The sequence below is a fragment of the Phenylobacterium deserti genome (assembly GCF_003254705.1).
GTDB lineage: Bacteria > Pseudomonadota > Alphaproteobacteria > Caulobacterales > Caulobacteraceae > Phenylobacterium > Phenylobacterium deserti.
Window position 1 is genome coordinate 1,062,435 of the sequence record NZ_QFYR01000001.1, and the last position, 17,213, is coordinate 1,079,647.

At 70.0% G+C, this 17,213-nt stretch carries 13 protein-coding genes and 1 riboswitch; of the genes, 7 read left to right on the forward strand and 6 right to left on the reverse strand.

The window, feature by feature from the left end; translation table 11 throughout:
• The first annotated feature begins 35 nt into the window (after positions 1-35).
• The gene (locus DJ018_RS05295; RefSeq protein ID WP_111513809.1) at positions 36-242 is read left to right on the forward strand and encodes a KTSC domain-containing protein; all 207 of its coding nucleotides are present in this window, start codon (positions 36-38) and stop codon (positions 240-242) included.
• A gap of 55 nt (positions 243-297) precedes the next feature.
• On the opposite strand, the gene DJ018_RS05300 is transcribed toward DJ018_RS05295, so the two are convergent.
• The 3 genes from DJ018_RS05300 to DJ018_RS05310 all read right to left on the reverse strand — a co-directional run bounded on the left by DJ018_RS05300 (position 298) and on the right by DJ018_RS05310 (position 3,877).
• Complete coding sequence (locus DJ018_RS05300) at positions 298-1,527, reverse strand: argininosuccinate synthase (RefSeq protein WP_111513810.1); 1,230 nt, start codon at positions 1,525-1,527, stop codon at positions 298-300.
• 85 nt (positions 1,528-1,612) lie between these two features.
• On the reverse strand, positions 1,613-1,954 hold the full coding sequence (locus tag DJ018_RS05305) for a hypothetical protein (protein ID WP_111513811.1): 342 nt from the start codon (positions 1,952-1,954) through the stop codon (positions 1,613-1,615).
• A gap of 3 nt (positions 1,955-1,957) precedes the next feature.
• Positions 1,958-3,877, reverse strand: coding sequence for a potassium transporter Kup (locus tag DJ018_RS05310; RefSeq protein ID WP_111513812.1), 1,920 nt, complete (start codon positions 3,875-3,877; stop codon positions 1,958-1,960).
• Positions 3,878-4,082: 205 nt separating this feature from the next.
• Between DJ018_RS05310 and DJ018_RS05315 the strand changes: the two genes are divergently transcribed.
• Complete coding sequence (locus DJ018_RS05315; RefSeq protein WP_111513813.1) at positions 4,083-4,883, forward strand: SDR family NAD(P)-dependent oxidoreductase; 801 nt, start codon at positions 4,083-4,085, stop codon at positions 4,881-4,883.
• A 10-nt stretch (positions 4,884-4,893) separates the two neighbouring features.
• Here DJ018_RS05315 and DJ018_RS05320 read toward each other — a convergent pair whose 3' ends face one another.
• Positions 4,894-5,586, reverse strand: coding sequence for a MarC family protein (locus tag DJ018_RS05320; RefSeq protein WP_111513814.1), 693 nt, complete (start codon positions 5,584-5,586; stop codon positions 4,894-4,896).
• A 64-nt stretch (positions 5,587-5,650) separates the two neighbouring features.
• On the opposite strand from DJ018_RS05320, the gene pyrF reads away from it, so the two are divergent.
• On the forward strand, positions 5,651-6,343 hold the full coding sequence (pyrF, locus tag DJ018_RS05325; protein ID WP_111513815.1) for an orotidine-5'-phosphate decarboxylase: 693 nt from the start codon (positions 5,651-5,653) through the stop codon (positions 6,341-6,343).
• Here pyrF and DJ018_RS05330 read toward each other — a convergent pair.
• Positions 6,340-6,534: a DUF1674 domain-containing protein gene (locus tag DJ018_RS05330; protein ID WP_111513816.1), complete on the reverse strand. Its 195-nt coding sequence runs from the start codon at positions 6,532-6,534 to the stop codon at positions 6,340-6,342. The two genes, pyrF and DJ018_RS05330, sit on opposite strands and share 4 nt — an antisense overlap.
• 99 nt (positions 6,535-6,633) lie before the next feature.
• Between DJ018_RS05330 and DJ018_RS05335 the strand changes: the two genes are divergently transcribed.
• From DJ018_RS05335 to purH, 4 genes are all read left to right on the forward strand, one after another.
• Entirely contained in the window at positions 6,634-7,926 is a 1,293-nt protein-coding gene (locus DJ018_RS05335; protein ID WP_111513817.1) for an RsmB/NOP family class I SAM-dependent RNA methyltransferase, read from the forward strand.
• A 61-nt stretch (positions 7,927-7,987) separates the two neighbouring features.
• Positions 7,988-8,650 carry a ribulose-phosphate 3-epimerase gene (gene rpe, locus DJ018_RS05340; protein ID WP_111513818.1) on the forward strand — a complete coding sequence of 221 codons (663 nt, stop codon included), beginning with the start codon at positions 7,988-7,990 and terminating at the stop codon, positions 8,648-8,650.
• Positions 8,651-8,670: 20 nt separating this feature from the next.
• A complete protein-coding gene (locus DJ018_RS05345; RefSeq protein WP_111513819.1) occupies positions 8,671-10,401 on the forward strand; it encodes a heparinase II/III family protein in 1,731 nt (576 codons plus the stop codon).
• A 6-nt stretch (positions 10,402-10,407) separates the two neighbouring features.
• Positions 10,408-10,508: riboswitch (ZMP/ZTP riboswitch) on the forward strand.
• Positions 10,509-10,530: 22 nt separating this feature from the next.
• A complete protein-coding gene (gene purH / locus DJ018_RS05350) occupies positions 10,531-12,126 on the forward strand; it encodes a bifunctional phosphoribosylaminoimidazolecarboxamide formyltransferase/IMP cyclohydrolase (RefSeq protein ID WP_111513820.1) in 1,596 nt (531 codons plus the stop codon).
• A 121-nt stretch (positions 12,127-12,247) separates the two neighbouring features.
• Here purH and DJ018_RS05355 read toward each other — a convergent pair whose 3' ends face one another.
• A complete protein-coding gene (locus tag DJ018_RS05355; RefSeq protein ID WP_111513821.1) occupies positions 12,248-17,077 on the reverse strand; it encodes an NAD-glutamate dehydrogenase in 4,830 nt (1,609 codons plus the stop codon).
• Between the last annotated feature and the right edge of the window lie 136 nt (positions 17,078-17,213).

The following is a 17,213-nucleotide window of genomic DNA, read 5'->3' on the forward strand; positions in this document are numbered from 1 at the left end:
CTGGAACCGCTGCGCGCAAGGCGCGCTCAGCGCCTATGCACGTCGACTCCGAAGCCATCGAGGACATCGACTACGAAGCACGGCGCAAGCGCCTGCTGGTCCGCTTCACGAGCGGTGAACGCTACGCCTACGCAGATGTGCCAGGCGAAGTGCACCGCTCGTTCCTCGATGCCGACAGCAAGGGACGCTTCTTTCACCAGCACATCGACGGGCGGTACCGTTACGAACGGCTGAGGGGCTGAGCCTCGCTCGCACCGTGAGCACCTCGAAGCGGACGGGGAGCAAGCGCTCCCACGCCTACTTCGCGCGACGGTCGCGCTTGGCCTGCACCCGCAGGCGCAGGGCGTTCAGCTTGATGAAGCCGGCGGCGTCGCGGTGGTCGTAGGCCACGGCGCCTTCCTCGAAGGTCACCAGCTCCTGGTCGTACAGGGAATAGGGGCTGGTGCGGCCGACCACGGTGACGTTGCCCTTGTAGAGCTTCACGCGGACTTGGCCATAGACCGGGTTCTGCGACAGGTCGATGGCCGCCTGCAGCATCTCGCGCTCCGGCGAGAACCAGAAGCCGTTGTAGACCAGGCTGGCGTACTTCGGCATCAGCTCGTCCTTGAGGTGCATGGCGCCCCGGTCGAGCGTGATGCTTTCGATGCCGCGGTGAGCGGCCAGCAGGATGGTGCCGCCCGGGGTCTCGTAGACGCCGCGCGACTTCATCCCGACGAAGCGGTTCTCCACCAGGTCCAGGCGGCCGATGCCGTTGTCGTGGCCCAGCTCGTTGAGCTTGGTCAGCAGGGCGGCGGGCGACAGGCGCTGGCCGTCGATGGCGACCGGGTCACCTTTTTCGAAGTCGATGGTGATCACGGTCGGCTTGTCCGGCGCGTCTTCCGGGCTGATCGTGCGCATGTGCACGAACTCGGGCGCTTCCACGTCCGGGTCCTCGAGGACCTTACCTTCCGACGAGGAGTGCAGGAGGTTGGCGTCGACGCTGAACGGGGCTTCGCCGCGCTTGTCCTTGCTGATCGGGATCTGGTGCTGCTCGGCGAACTCCAGCAGGGCCTCGCGGCTCTTGAAGTTCCACTCGCGCCAGGGGGCGATCACCCGGATGTCGGGCTCGAGCGCATAGTAGCCGAGCTCAAAGCGGACCTGATCATTCCCCTTGCCGGTGGCGCCGTGGCAGACCGCGTCGGCGCCGACCTTGCGGGCGATCTCGATCTGCTTGGCGGCGATCAGCGGGCGGGCGATGGAGGTGCCCAGCAGGTACTGGCCTTCATAGACCGTGTTCGCGCGGAACATGGGGAAGACGTAGTCGCGGACGAACTCTTCGCGCAGGTCCTCGATGAAGATGTTCTCGGGCTTGATGCCCAGCAGCTCGGCCTTCTTGCGGGCCGGCTCCAGCTCTTCGCCCTGGCCGAGGTCGGCCGTGAAGGTGACCACTTCCGCGCCGTACTCGGTCTGCAGCCACTTCAGGATGATCGAGGTGTCGAGGCCGCCGGAGTAGGCGAGCACGACCTTCTTGACGGGCTTGTCGGCCATCGGGCGGGAAGTCCTTGCGTCGGGAGGAGAGCTTTGGCGCGCGTTTAAGGGCGAACGGCGCGCGGGTTCAAGCTTTTCAGGGAACTCAGGCCCGGGGCGGGCCGCCGCGATGCACCGCCTGGATGGCCGCGCCGATCCACCGAAGGTGCAGCATGGCCACCGTCGAGGCGGCCACGGCGCGCACGCCGAACATGATGATCATCTGGTCGGTGTTGGCCGGCCGGGTGCGCGCCACATAGAGCAGCCAAAGGCTGATCAGGAAGGCGACCACCGGGACGAGCCACAGCAGGACGGTACGCGAGGCGCGCAGGCCGAACAGCCGGAACCGCATGTCGGCCGGCAGCTGCTTGGCGGCGGAGCGCGAGGCCGCGACCATGATGGCGAGCGAGATCGCCCAAAGGAGGTCGCCTGCGATGGACCAGATCATGGGCTACACTGTCACCTGGGTGCCGAGCTCGACCACGCGGCCGGGCGGGATCTTGTAGAAATCGGTGGGATTTGCGGCGTTCTTCATCAGGAAGATGAACAGCTTGTCCTGCCACAGCGGCATGCCGCTCTGCGCCGAGGGCACCACCGTCCGGCGACCCAGGAAGAAGCTGGTCGCCATGATGTCGAACTTCAGCCCCTGCTTGCGGCACAGGCCGAGCGCCTTGGGCAGGTTCGGGCTTTCCATGAAGCCGTAGGAGACGATCACCTTCCGGAAGTCGTCGTTCACCGGCTCGATGCGGATGCGGTCCTCGTCCTTCACCCGCGGGGTCTCGGCCGTGTGGACGGTGAGGATGATGTTCTTCTCGTGCAGGACCTTGTTGTGCTTGAGGTTGTGCATCAGCGCCACCGGCGCGACTTCCGGGTCGGAGGTCAGGAAGATGGCCGTGCCCGGCGCCCGATAGGGGGCGCGCGAGCGCAGGATGTCTGACAGCTCCAGCAGGGGCACGCTGTCCCGGCGCGTCTTTTCGGTCAGGATCTGCGCGCCCCGGTGCCAGGTCCACATGATCGCCACCAGGCTGCCGCCCAGCACCAGCGGCATCCAGGCGCCCTGCGGGATCTTCAGCAGGTTGGAGCCCAGGAAGACCAGGTCCAGGAACACGAAGCCGGCGACGGCCAGCACCGCCTGCCAGGCCGGCCGCTTCCACATGAAGCGAACGATCACGAAGAACAGCAGGGTGTCGACGAACATCGCCCCCGTGACCGCGATGCCGTAGGCGGCGGCCAGGCGCGAGGAGTTTTGGAACATGACCAGCAGCACCAGCACGCCGATCAGCAGCAGGGTGTTCACCTGCGGCACGAAGATCTGACCGGCCTGGGTCTCGGACGTGCGGCGGATGTCGATCCGCGGCAACAGCCCCAGCTGCACCGCCTGCTGGGTGATGGAGAAGGCGCCCGTGATCACCGCCTGGCTGGCGATGATGGTGGCGGCGATCGAAAGCAGCCAGACAGGCCAGTAGACCGCGTCCGGGATCATCAGGAAGAACGGGTTCTCGGCCGCCGTCGGGTTCGAAAGCACCAGCGCGCCTTGGCCCAGGTAGTTCAGCACCAGGGTCGGCAGCACCAGGAAAGTCCAGGCCGCCCGGATCGGCGTCTTACCAAAGTGGCCCATGTCGGCGTAGAGCGCCTCGGCGCCCGTCACGGCCAGGAAGACGCTGCCCAGGATGATGAAGCCCAGGAAGCCGTTCTGCAGCAGGAACATCACCCCATAGTGCGGGGACAGCGCCCGGAAGATCGAGATGTCGTCGCCGATGTGGAAGAGGCCTAGCCCCCCAAGGGTCAGGAACCACAGGGCCGTCACCGGGCCGAACAGGCGCGCCACGCTGGCTGTGCCGCGCGACTGCACCAGAAACAGGGCGATCAGCACGGCGGCGGTCAGGGGCAGGACGAGGTGCGAGAGCCGGGGGCCGATGCCCGGGATCTCCTTCATGCCCTCCATGGAGCCCAGCACCGACACCGCCGGGGTGATGATGCCGTCGGCGTAGAACAGGGCCGCGCCGAAAACGCCCAGGACGAACACCCAGCCGCTGCGCTGCGGCAGGACCCGCTGCGCCAGCGCCATCAGCGCCAGAGTGCCGCCTTCGCCCTTGTTGTCGGCGCGCATCAGGAAGACGACGTACTTGACCGTGACCACCAGGATCAGCGCCCAGGTCACCAGGGACACGACGCCGAGCACCGCGAGCTCCGCCGTGCCGCCGCTGCGGCTGTGGTGCAGCGCTTCACGCATGGCGTAGAGCGGGCTGGTGCCGATGTCGCCGAACACCACGCCGACCGAGCCCAGAGCCAGGGCCCAGAAGCTCTCCGATTCCGGGGAGTGATGCGACGTTTCCGGCGCTGCGGGCGCGCCGACTGCCGGATCAGCCATCCAAAGTCTCCGGGAACGCTTGCGCCTGTTCCCATGGGCGGCCCGATGCCGTCGCGGCGGGCGCGATACACCCAATCCCAAGTCGGTTCAATGGCTCCGCCTTGCGCCGGTTCCCGCGGGCGGAGCGCCAGACGCCCAAGCTGCGCCCTTGCTGCGCTGGCGAGCGGCGGTGTTTGTTGGGCGCGCAGCTTGGGCGAGAGGTCCGATGGAGCGGAAACTGGCGCTGATCACCGGGGCGTCGGCGGGTTTGGGCGAAGCCTTCGCCCGGCTGCTGGCGGGCCGCGGCTACGACCTGGCGCTCACCGCCCGGCGCACCGACCGGCTGGAGGCTCTGGCCGAGGCGCTGCGCCTGCGCTCCGGCGTTCGGACGCTTACGGTTGGCGCGGATCTGGCCGAGGTCGATGGTCCGGCGCGAATCCTGGCTCATCTGGAACAGCAGGGCCGGCAGGTGGACCTGCTGGTCAACAACGCCGGCTATGGCCTGCCGGGCGCCTATGCGGACACCGCCTGGCCCGATCAGCAGGCCTTTCTCCAGGTGATGGTCACCGCGCCGTGCGAGCTCGCCCACCGGGTGCTGCCGGGTATGGTGCAGCGGCGCTTTGGCCGCATTATCAATGTCGCGTCCCTGGCGGGCCTCGTGCCCGGCGCGCCGGGGCACACGCTGTACGCCGCCTCCAAGGGCTTCCTAGTGAAGTTCTCCCAGAGCCTGCACCTGGAGGCGAAGGGGCAAGGGGTGCACGTCACCGCTCTGTGCCCCGGCTTCACCTACACCGAGTTCCACGACGTCAACGGCACCCGCGCGCAGATGAGCGGCGCGACGCCGTCGTGGATGTGGATGGGCGCGGACGAAGTTGCGACCAGGGGCTATGCGGCGGTGGAGGCCAACCGCGCCGTTTGCGTCACCGGCGCGCCGAACAGGGCCATCGCCGCTTTCGCCAAGCTCGTCCCGGACGCCTGGGCCCTGGCTCTGATGGGCTCGCAAGCCGGCAAGATCCGCAAGGTATGACCCTGCGCTCTCAGTGCCCGTAAGGGACCGCCGCTTCCTTGAGGATCAGGCCCGCCGTGGAGTCGGCGATGCCGCCCAGAATGAACTGCACGGCCATGGCGCACAGGATCAGGCCCAGAACCCGCACCACGATGGACAGGCCAATACGACCCAGGATGCGCCCAATCAGCGGCGTCGCCAGGAAGGCCAGAAGGGTGCAGACCGCCACGGCGGCGATCACGCCCACGCCGATGGCGGCGCCCGCCAGCCCAAACTGTCGCGCCTGGCCGGCGTAGATGACCACGGTGGAGATCGCGCCCGGACCGATCAGCAGGGGCATGGCGAAGGGCACGATCATCTTCTCGAACCGCGCCCGGGCCCAGGACCGCTTGTCCGGATGGGCTTCGGCCTCGTCCGCCGCTTCCGCATACGAAGCGGTGAAGTCGTCCCGCGCCATCTCCAGGCCCAGCAGGAACAAGATCACACCGCCGGCGATGCGGAAGGCTGGGAGCGAGATGCCGAAGAAAGCCAGCAGGCTGAGGCCCGAGAAGTAGAAGAAGGTCAGGAAGCCCAGGGCGAACAGGGCGATGTAGACGGCGATCTGCGCCCGGTCGCGCGGGCGTGCGCCGGCCGTCGCGGCGGCGAACACCGGCACGTTGCCCAGCGGGTCCAGCAGGGCGAAGAGGGCGACGAAGAAGTTGACCGCGAAATCCGCCTGGCTCATGCACGGCTCTTAGCCCAAATCACCCGGCGCGGACCACCCGGCTGCGCTTTCACCGGAGCCTGCCATGGCCGCCGCCGACCCGCGCCTGATCGTTCCCCTGGACGTGCCGACCACCGACGACGCCCGCCGGCTGGTGGAGCGGCTGGGTGACGCCGTCGGCTTCTACAAGGTGGGGCTCGAGCTGTTCGCCTCGGACGGCATGGTGCTGGCGCGCGAGCTGAAGGCCGCCGGCAAGCAGGTGTTCCTGGACTGGAAGCTGCACGACATCGGAGCGACGGTTGAGCGTTCGGCCGCCGTGCTGGCCCGCTCGGGCTGCGACTTCCTTACCGTGCACGGCGAGCCGCAGGTGCTGGCCTCGGCGGTGAAGGGCCGCGGAGACAGCCGCCTGAAGATCCTGGCCGTCACCGTGCTGACCAGCCTAACGGACGCCGACCTGATCGAAATGGGGTTCAACGAGACCGCCGCCTCGCTGGTGGAGCGGCGCATCGGCCATGCCGTGGCCGCCGGCGCCGACGGCGTGATCGCCAGCCCGCACGAGGCGGCCTTGGCCCGGCGGATCGGCGGCGAAGGGTTCCTGGTGGTGACCCCGGGCGTGCGCCCCGCGTGGAGCGCCAAGAACGACCAGGCGCGGGTGGCCACGCCGGCTGACGCCCTGAAGTCCGGCGCCTCTCACATTGTCTGCGGCCGCCCGATCACCGCGGCTGAGGATCCCTATGCCGCGGCCCTGCGGGTCGTCGACGAGATGGCGGGCGCCTAGAAGTCGACCGCGATCCCTTTGCGTTCCCAGTCGCCGAAGCGGGTGGGCTCGGGGCCGCGGGGGCCGCCCTGTTCGGCGACGCGGGCCGCGGCTTCGGCTTCCTGGCGGCGGGCCTCGGCCTCTTCGAGCGCGCGGCGGGCGGCGTCGCTCAGCGGCTTGTCGGGGGCGGCGTTGGGCGGCAGGTCTTCCATGATCCTGCATCTAGGGCGCGGGGCCGCCGAACGCCAGTCTCACCCGCACGCAGGCGAAAGAGGGTTGCGCCCGCGCCCGGTAGCGGGCACGCCGCGCCGGTGAGCCAGAACGAACCGAACGACGTCCAGGGGCTGCCGGCGCGCGCCGCCGCCCTGGAACTGCTGACCGCCGCCTTGTCCCGCCGCGCGGGTCTGGAAGACGGCTTCGGCCATCCCGCCCTCAAGGCGCTTGCGCCGCGCGACCGCGCCTTCGCCCGTGCCCTCGTCATGGCGACCCTGCGCCGCCTGGGCCCCATCGACGCCGCGCTCCAATCGCGCCTGCAAAAAGCGCCGCCCGACCGCGTGGTGCAGATCCTGCGCCTGGGCGTGGCGCAGCTCTTCGTGCTGGGAACGCCGGCCCACGCGGCCGTGGGCGCCACCGTCGACCTCGCCGCCTCCGACAAGGAAGCCCGGCCGCTCAAAGGGTTGGTCAACGCCGTGCTGCGCGCCCTGACGCGCGAGCCGCCGGTGCTCGACAACCCGGACCTGATGGCGCCCACCTGGCTGCTGGCCCGCTGGCAGTCGGCGTTCGGCGCCGACGCCGCCCGGGCCATGGCCGCCCTGATCGCTGAGGAGCCGGCCACTGACCTGTCGCTTAAATCGCCCGACGATGTCGAAGCGCTGGCGGGCCCGCTCGAAGCCGAGATCCTGCCTGGAGGGACTCTGCGCACGGCGCGCAAGGGCGAGGTCCCGTCGTGGGACGGCTTCGGCGAAGGCCGCTGGTGGGTGCAGGACGCCTCCGCCGCCGTGCCGGTTCGCCTGCTGAACATCCAGGCTGGCGAGACGGCGCTGGACCTTTGCGCCGCGCCGGGCGGCAAGACCCTGCAGCTGGCCGCGGCCGGCGCGCGGGTGACCGCGGTGGATCGCTCCGCCCCACGCCTGAAGCGGGTGACGGAGAACCTGGCCCGCACCGGCCTGTCTGCCGACGTGGTCACCGCCGACGCGGCCGAGTGGAACGACAAGCGGCGGTTCGACGCCGTCCTGCTCGACGCGCCCTGCTCGGCCACCGGCACCTACCGCCGCAACCCCGACGTCCTGTGGGCCGCCAAGCCGGCGGACATCGTGCAGCTGTCCGCCCTCCAGAGCCGCCTGCTGGACGCGGCCGGCCGGCGGGTGAAGGCTGGCGGACGCCTGGTCTACTGCGTCTGCTCGCTGGAGCCGGAGGAGGGCGAGGCGCAGGTCGCCGCCTTCCTGGCGCGCGCTCCGGAGTTCTCGCTCGTTCCCATTGCGGCCGGTGAAGGCGGCGCGCCCGACGCCAGCCTCCGGACTGACGGAACCTTGCGGATCCTGCCCCACCACCGGCCAGGCGGAACGGACGGCTTCTACGTCGCCCGCTTCGTGCGCGCTGAATAGACCTCTGCCGTAAGCACGACAGCCTCTGGCGTGCTTGGGCGCATCAGATTAAGTCCGGACCATGCCTGCGCAGACGATCATCGCGCCATCCATCCTGGCCTCCGACTTCTCCAAGCTCGGGGAAGAGGCTCGGGCCGTTGAAGCGGCCGGCGCCGACTGGCTGCACGTGGACGTCATGGACGGCCACTTCGTGCCGAACATCACCATCGGCCCGGATGTGGTGAAGGCCATCAAGCCGCACGTGAAGATCCCCTTCGACGTGCACCTGATGATCGCGCCGGTGGACGCCTACCTGGAAGCCTTCGTGAGCGCCGGCGCCGACATCGTCAGCGTCCATCCGGAAGCCGGTCCCCACCTGCATCGCACCCTGCGCCGCATCCGCGAGCTGGGCGCCAAGGCCGGCGTGGTGTTCAACCCCTCCACCGATCCGTCGGTGATCCAGTGGATCATGGACGACGTCGACCTGGTGCTGGTGATGAGCGTCAACCCAGGCTTCGGCGGGCAAAGCTTCATCTCCTCGCAACTTCGCAAGGTCGAGCGCCTTCGCAAGATGATCGACGAGTCCGGCCGCGACATCCTGCTGGAAGTCGACGGCGGGGTGGCGCCGGAAACCGCGCCCTTGTGCATCTCGGCGGGGGCCACCGCCCTGGTCGCCGGCAGCGCCGTGTTCCGCGGCGGGCCCGACAAGTACGCCGACAACATCCGCGCCCTCCGGGGCGGCTAGGCCGGGGCAGGGGCGGCGGCATGGCGTCTCCTTTGGCCAAGCTGCCCGCCCGCTATCTTGTCCAGGCCGTGGGGCTCTCCGTCCTGCGCCAGGCGGCCCGCGAGTGGACGGGAACGCCGCCGCACCTTCTGTCCCTTTCCTATCCCAAGCCGGACGGCTTTTCCGCCCAGCCCAAAGACCTGCGTCCGCCCGAGCGCGAGAACGGCCTGCGGATAATGTCCGGCGCCTTCGTGTTCGGCGGCGAGACGGTGGCGCCCGGCCCGCGGGGCGATCCCTGGAACAGGGCCAGTCCCAGCCGCCGGTTCGCGGTCGGCCTCCACCGCTTCGGCTGGATGCGGGACCTCCTGACCGGCGGTCCGGAGGCGGCCGCCGAGGGCCTGCGGCTCACCCTGGAGTGGCGGCGCACCTTCGGGCGCTGGAACGCCTTTTCCTGGAGCTCTGACGTCCTGGAGCGCCGGGTCTTCAACCTGGCCTGCGCCGGCCGGGCGATCACTGCGCGCGCATCGGACGCCGAGACCGCCCAGATCGCCCTCGATCTCGCCCGCCAGGCGCGATTCCTGCTCGGCTTGAACGAAGGTCCGGCCCGCGCGGCGGAGCGGGCCTGCGCGGCGGCGGTGGCCGGGTGCGCCCTGGCCGATCCGGCGGGCGAGCGGTTGATGACCAAGGCGCTCGCCAAGCTGGTTCGCGCGCTGCCCGTCACCGTCCAGCCCGACGGCGGCCATGCCTCCCGCAGTCCCCAGGCGGCCCTGGAGCTGCTGTTCGATCTGCTGACCCTGGACGAGGCGCTGTCCCAGCGCGGCCTGCCGCCGCCGGAAGAGCTGATCCGCGCCATCGACCGGCTGGGCGGCGCCGTGCGCTTCTTCACCTTGGCGGACGGCCGGCTGGCCGCGTTCCAGGGCGGCGAGGCGGCCTCGCGGGCCTATATCGCCGCCGCACGTTCGCTGGACGACACGCCCCCGGACGCTTCCGGGCCCGTCACCCGCAACGGCTACCAGCGTCTGGAAAGCCGCGCCCTGCAGGTGCTGGCGGACGCCGCGCCGCCGGCCAAGGGCGCCTGGAGCGTCACCGCCTGCGCCCAGCCGCTGGCGATTGAGGTTCTGGTGGGCGGCAAGCGGCTGGTGGTGGGCGGCGGTTGGTCGCCAAACGCTCAGGCGCCCCAGGCCATGCGGCTGGTGGACGCCGCCTCCACCGCCTCCGTCGGCGACGCCCACTGCGGCCAGCCCCTGCGCGGCTTTCCGGCCCAGGTTCTTGGCCCCCGCCTGGTCAGCGCGCCGGATAAGGTCGAGGCCCGCCGGCACGAGGCCGAAGGCGCCCAGTGGCTGGAGATGTCCCACGACGGTTGGGCCGAACGCTTCGGCCTGCGCCACGAACGGCGCCTCTATGTGGACGTGGCCGCCGACGAACTGCGGGGCGAAGACAGGTTCTCTCCCACCGGCGCTGCGCCCGGTCCGGACGGCCGGCGGTTCATCCCCTTCATGGTCCGCTTTCACCTGGCCCCCGGCGTCCAGGCCCAGGTGGCGCGCGACAAGAAGAGCGTCCTGCTGAAGCCGGAGGGCGGCGACGCCGGGTGGTGGCTGCGCAACGACGCCCTGGAAGTCGCCATCGAGCCTTCCGTCCACTACGAGCGCGGCATGCCCCGCCGGTCTCAGCAGATCGTGCTGCGCGGCCAGGCGCGGCTGGAAAGCGGCGCCCGCGTCCGATGGAAGCTGTCGCAGGCAAACCGCGTTGACGCCCCGGCGCCGGACGCCTAATCGGGCGCCATCCCGCGTGACTGGCGAATGAGGTGGGCGACCACCGGGGAGCGCGGAGACCATATTGCGTGTCCCGTGATGCGCCGCCGCTCGCCTGGGCACCGCCGAACCTGAAGCCAGGAGACTGCCGTGCCCGCCGCCCCCGATTTCCCGCCCGCTCCCGATCTCCACCCGATCCGCCGCGCCCTGTTGAGCGTCTCGGACAAGACCGGCCTGGTCGAAGCCGCCCGCACTCTGTCGGAGATGGGCGTCGAGCTGGTCTCCACCGGCGGCACCCGAAAGGCGATCTCCGACGCCGGCCTGCCTGTGAAGGACATCTCCGAGCTGACGGGCTTCCCCGAGATGATGGACGGCCGGGTGAAGACCCTGCACCCCATTGTCCACGGCGGCCTGCTGGGCGTGCGTGACGCGCCCGAACACAAGGCGGCCATGGACGAGCACGGGATCGGCGGCATCGACCTCGTCTACGTCAACCTCTACCCCTTCGAGCAGACGGTGGCCTCCGGCGCCGACTACGAGACCGCGGTGGAGAACATCGACATCGGCGGTCCGGCCATGATCCGCTCGGCGGCCAAGAACCACGGCTACGTCGCCGTCTGCACTGAGCCGTCGGATGTGGCCGAGGTGCTGGAAGCGCTGAAGGCCAACGGCGGCAAGACCCCGCTGTCGCTGCGAAAGACCCTCGCCGCGCGCGCCTACGCCCGCACGGCGTCCTATGACGCGGCCATCTCCTCCTGGTTCGCGGCCCAGCTGGGCGAGGAAGCGCCGCGCCGCCGCGCCTTCGCGGGCGAGCTGGTGCAGACCATGCGCTATGGCGAAAACCCGCACCAGGCCGCCGCCTTCTACCGCGACGCCAATCCGCGCGTGGGCGTCGCCACCGCCAGGCAGCTCCAGGGCAAGGAGCTCAGCTACAACAACATCAACGACACCGACGCCGCCTTCGAGCTGATCGCCGAGTTCGATCCGGCCAAGGCGCCGGCTGTGGCCATCATCAAGCACGCCAACCCCTGCGGCGTGGCCACCGGCGCCACGGTGCTGGAAGCCTACCAGCGCGCCCTGGCCTGCGATCCGGTCAGCGCGTTCGGCGGCATCATCGCCCTGAACACCCGCCTGGACGCCGCCACCGCCGAGAAGATCCTTGAGCTCTTCACCGAGGTGGTGATCGCGCCGGAGGTCGATGACGACTCAGCCGCCCTCTTCGCCAAGAAGAAGAACGTCCGTCTGCTGACCACTGGCGGGCTGCCCGACGCCCTGACGCCCGGCGTGACCTTCAAATCGGTTTCCGGCGGCTTCCTGGTGCAGAGCCGCGACACGGCGCGCCTGACCGCCGCCGACCTCAAGGTCGTCACCAAGCGCGAGCCGACGGAGGCGGAAGTACGCGACATGCTGTTCGCCTTCACTCTGGCCAAGCACGTGAAGTCGAACGCCATCGTCTACGCTAAGGACGGCCAGAGCCTGGGCATCGGCGCCGGCCAGATGAACCGCAAGGACTCAGCCCGGATCGCCGCCCTGCGCGCCGCCGACTTCAACCTGGACCTGACCGGTTCGGCCTGCGCTTCGGAAGCCTTCTTCCCGTTCCCGGACGGCCTGATCCAGGCGGCGGAAGCCGGCTGCACCGCCGTGATCCAGCCCGGCGGCTCCATCGGCGACCAGAAGGTCATCGACGCCGCGGACGAGCGCGGCCTCGCCATGGTCTTCACCGGCGTGCGGGTGTTCCGACACTAGAAGCGGCAGTTGCTCCCCCTCCGGGGGAGCTCCGGCAGAGCCGGTGAGGGGGTCCGCCGCCGACTCGGCTGGGGACCCCCGTCGCTTCGCGCCACCTCCCCTGATGGGGAGGAATTGCGCCCTACTTCTTCTTCACCGCCGCCTGGGTCGCCAGCTCGCGCAGGGCGGCGTTGGCGATGGTCAGCTTTGCGAAGGTCCAGGCCCCGCCCGCCGCCTCGATCTCCTCCAGGGTGCGGCAGGCCGCTTCCACCTGGTCGCGTCGCAAGGCCGACCAGGAGCTGACCGCCTCCCGGGCGCGCTCGGGATCCTCCCCGGCCTGGCCCGCGCCGGAGAAGTCCATCACCGCCTGCGTCAGCTGCGCCTGCTCGGACAGCAGGTCCTCGATCAGCCGGCGCAGGGCTGTCCGCTCGAACGCGTCGCCCACCCGATAGCCGGCCGAGGCCGCCCGCAGCCGGTCGAAGCCGAAGGCCGCGCCGGTGGCGTGGTAAAGGTGCGCCACATTGGGCAGCGGCCAGCTGGAGGCTTCCGCCAGATCCACCAGATCGGCGGCGGTGGTCAGGGACTGCAGCACGGCCGCGCTACGCGCCTCCGCCTCCGGCGCGCCTGCGTCCACCAGCTGGGCCACGCGGTCGTCGAACGCCTGCCGCTCCACCGCCGAGGCGGCTTCGGGCAACAGGGCCGCAAGGCTGCCGATGCCGGGGCCGTAACGCTTCACCAGCGCCTCCACGCCCAGGCTTTCGCGCGCGGCGCGCCGGGCCAGCCAGAAGGTCGCCGCTCGCAGGGCGTTGGACAGGGTCCGGAACAGGGTCATCTGCCCCGCCGCCGGAACCTTGCCGTCCAGCGCCGCCACGCCGGCCCACAGCTCATCGACCTTCAGCACGGTCTTGGCTGCTTCATAGCCGGCCACGAACGCCGCCACATCGCAGTTGGCCGCCGTCATCAGCCGCGAGGGGAAGCTCGGGCCGCAGCGGTTGACGATGTCGTTGGCCAGAACGGTGGTGATGATGTCCCGCCGCAGGCGGTGCCGCTTCAGAGCCTCGCTGTACTTGCGGATGCCGGCCGGGAAGTAGCCCTCGAGCTTGGCTTCAAACCACGGATCGTCCGGCGCCCGGCTGGCGATCATCTCGCGCTTCAGCTCGAGCTTGCCATAGGCGAGCAGCACGGCCAGCTCCGGCCGGGTCAGCCCGCGGCCGGCCTGCGCCCGCGCCTCGATGGCCGCCGCGTCCGGCAGGCCTTCCACCATCCGGTCCAGGCGCCCGGCCGCTTCCAGCTGGTGCATGAACCGCGCGTAGGGCTCCAGCTCGCCGGGCGCGTCCAGCTCCATCAGCGAAAGCGCCAGGGTCTGGTCGTAGTTGTGGACCAGCACGTGGGCGGCCACGTCCTCGGTCATCGACTTCAGCAGGACGTCGCGCGCCTTGCGATCCAGCTCGCAGTTGCGCTCCAGCATGCCGGTGAGGATCTTGATGTTCACCTCGTGGTCGGAGCTGTCGACCCCGGCCGAGTTGTCGATGGCGTCGGTGTCGATCCGACCTCCTGCCTGTGCGAACTCGATACGGCCCGCTTGAGTGAGGCCAAGGTTCGCCCCCTCGCCGACCACCTTCACCCGCAGGTCCGCGCCATTGATGCGCACCGGGTCGTTGGCCTTGTCGCCGACATCGCCATTCGCCTCGTGGCGAGCCTTCACATAGGTGCCGATGCCGCCCAGGTAGAGCAGCTCGGCCGGCGCCTTGAGGATGGCGGTGATCAGCTCGGCGGGCGTCAGCGCCTCGGCCGTGACCCCCAGCATGGCCCGCACCTCGGGCGTCAGCTCGATGGACTTCAGGCTGCGGGCGACCACCCCGCCGCCCGCCGAGATCTTGCTCTTGTCGTAGTCGTCCCAGGACGAGCGCGGCAGCTCGAACATCCGCTTGCGCTCGTCCCAGCTCGCCGCCGGGTCGGGGTCGGGATCCAGGAAGATGTGCCGGTGGTCGAAGGCGGCCAGCAGGCGGATCTGCTTGGACAGCAGCATGCCGTTGCCGAACACGTCGCCGCTCATGTCGCCGCAGCCGACCACGGTGAACGGCTCGGACTGGATGTCCTTGCCCAGCTCGCGGAAGTGGCGCTTCACCGCTTCCCAGGCTCCGCGGGCGGTGATGCCCATCACCTTGTGGTCGTAGCCGGCCGACCCGCCCGAAGCAAAGGCGTCGCCCAGCCAGAAGCCGTAGGACTCCGCGATGCCGTTGGCGATGTCGGAGAAGGTGGCGGTGCCCTTGTCGGCCGCCACCACCAGGTACGGATCATCTCCGTCGTGCGCCACCACGTCCTGCGGATGGATCACCGCCCCGTCGGGGGCGAGGTTGTCCGTTAGGTCCAGCAGGCCGGACAGGAAGGTCTTATAGGCCTCGATCGCCGCCCCGCGGATCGCGTCCGGCGTGCCGCCCTTTGGCAGCTGCTTGGGGAAGAAGCCGCCCTTGGAGCCCACCGGGACGATGACTGCGTTCTTTACTTGCTGCGCCTTCACCAGGCCCAGCACCTCGGTGCGGAAATCGTCGCGCCGGTCGCTCCACCGCAGGCCGCCGCGAGCCACCGGACCGAAGCGCAGGTGCACGCCCTCGACGTTCACGCCCCAGACGAAGATCTCGCGGAACGGCTTCGGCGCCGGCAGGTCGGCGAGTTCGCCGCTCGCCACCTTGAACGAGATGTAGGGCTTGGGCGCGCCTTGCGCGTCGCGCTGGTAGAAGTTGGTCCGCTGAATGGCCTGCACCAGCAGCGCCAAGCGGCGCAGCACGCGGTCTTCGTCCAGGCTCGACACCTGCTGCAGGGCCGCCGTGATTTCGTCCATCACCGCCCGCGCCTGCTCCTGGCGAGTGGCCAAGTCGGCGCGGATGGCCGGATCGAACTTAGTGCGGAACAGGTCGAGGATCAGCCGCGCCACCCCTGGGTGGTTGGACAGCGCCTCTTCCTGGCTGCGCTGAGTGGGATCCAGGCCCGACTGCTGACGGTAACGGGCCAGCGCCCGGATCAGCGCGGCGTCGCGCCAGGGGATCGACAGCTCCAGCACCAGGCGGTTGAAGCCGTCGTTCTCGGTGCGGCCGTTCCAGACCGCGACGACGGCCTCTTCGAAGGCGAGCTTCACCTCGTCGAACACCAGGTGTTCGCCGCGTTCGTCCTCGATTTCGAAGTCGTGCACCCACACGGGCGCTTCGCCCGGCCGGCTCACCGGGAATCCGGCTTCGGCCACGGCGCGCAGGCCCATGCTCTCCAGGATCGGCAGGACGTCCGACAGGGGCGCCGGCCCTCCCGTTCGGTACAGCTTGAACCGGAACTGGATCGGCGTGTCATCGGCTGTCCGGTAGGCCCGGGCGCGGACCGGCTCGGCCTCGCCCATGGCCTCGATCACCCCGATGTCGGCCAGCGCCTCGGCGGCGTCGAAGCGGTCGCGGTACCCGGCTGCGAAGGCGTTGCGATAACGGGCGAGCAGGCCCGTGACCTCGTCGGGATCACGCCCGCCGGCCCGCACGGCGCTTTCGAACCGGTCCTCCCAGGTGCGCGCCGCTTCGGCGATGGCGGACTCCAGCGCCTTCAGGTCGGGCCATTGGTGCTGGCCGGGGGTGAAGCCGATGATGAAGTGGGCCCGCGCCAGGGGCGCGTCGGAGAAGCTGGGGTACGACGCCGAAACGCGGCCCTGGTAGCCCGCCGCCAGGATCCGCCCGGCCCGCTGCGCCACGTCGGAGGTGTAGTGGTCCCGAGGCAGGAACAGCAGAACGGACGCGAAGCGGTCAAAGGGATCGCGCCGCTCGAACAGCCGCACCCGCGGCCGGTCGTAGAGGTGCAGGATGCCCAGCGCCTGCTCAAGCAGCTCGTCCTCGGTGATCTGGAAGAGCTCGTCCCGGGGATGGTTCTCCAGGATGTTCTTCAGCCGCTTTTCGTTGTGGCTGTTGGGCGTCGCGCCGGCGCGCTGCAGCACCCGGGCGACCTTTTCGCGGATCAGCGGCACGGCGCTGGCCGGCTGGTCGTAGGCTTCGGCGGTGAACAGGCCCACGAACCGCGTCTCACCCGACGGCTTGCCGTCGGCGTCGTAGCGCTTGACCCCCACGTAATCCATGTAGCCGCGGCGGTGGACCCGACTCTTCACGTTGGACTTGGCTACGACCACCGCCGGATCGGTGACCAGCCGGTCCTTCATCTGGTGCATCAGCACCGCGGGCTCGTTGGCCCGGCGCAGGACAGTGCGCTCCGGGTCACGCAGCACGCCCAGGCCGTCCTTGGCCTGATAGACCGGCTCTTCCGGCGCGTAGTCGCCGCTGGCCAGCTTCGGATACTCGTAGGTCCGCGCGCCCAGGAAGACGAACTGCTGGGCTTCCAGCCAGGACAGGAAGGCGATCTCCTCGTCCTTGGCCTTGCCAGGCGTGGTCTGCAGCTGGGCCAGGGTCTTGCCCATCAAGGCCAGCATGGCTGGGAAGTCTTCCACCGCCGCATGCACGTCGGCCAGGGTCTGACGAACGCCCTCGATCAGCGCCTGCTCGCGGTCAGCGCCCACGTCATCCAGGATCACCAGGATCATGGACTCCCGCCGGCCCTCGCCGCCCGGCGTGCGGGCGCCTTTCGGATCGCGCGCCACCGGCACGATGGGGTGGAACATGGCCCTTACCGACAGGCCCTGAGCGGCGATCTCGCCCATGACGCTGTCCACCAGGAACGGGCCGTCGGCCTGCACGATCTCCAGGCGGTCGAGCTCGACCCCGCCCGGGGCGGGAGCGACGCGGATCTTGGGGCCGCCCTCGCGCTCGGCGCCGAAACGCCAGAAGTCGGCCAGGGTCTCGGCCAGCTGCTCGGGCGACAGCTCCGGCAGCTCGTCCGGCGCGGCGTCCGCCGCCGCCTGCTCGGCGAACGCGCGCGCCGCGTCGTCCTCGCCGATAAGCGAAAGCACCGCCTTCACCAGACTGGTGGGCGCTTGGACCGGCTTGTTCATTGGAAGGTCTCCCGGAACGCGAGGACGCCGCCGGAGGAGAGAGTCCGGCGGCGTGCGGCCCCGCCGTGGGGGATCGACGGGAGACTTACTGCTCGCTGCGTCCGGGGGCTGGGGGAGGGTCGGACGCACCTGTCGC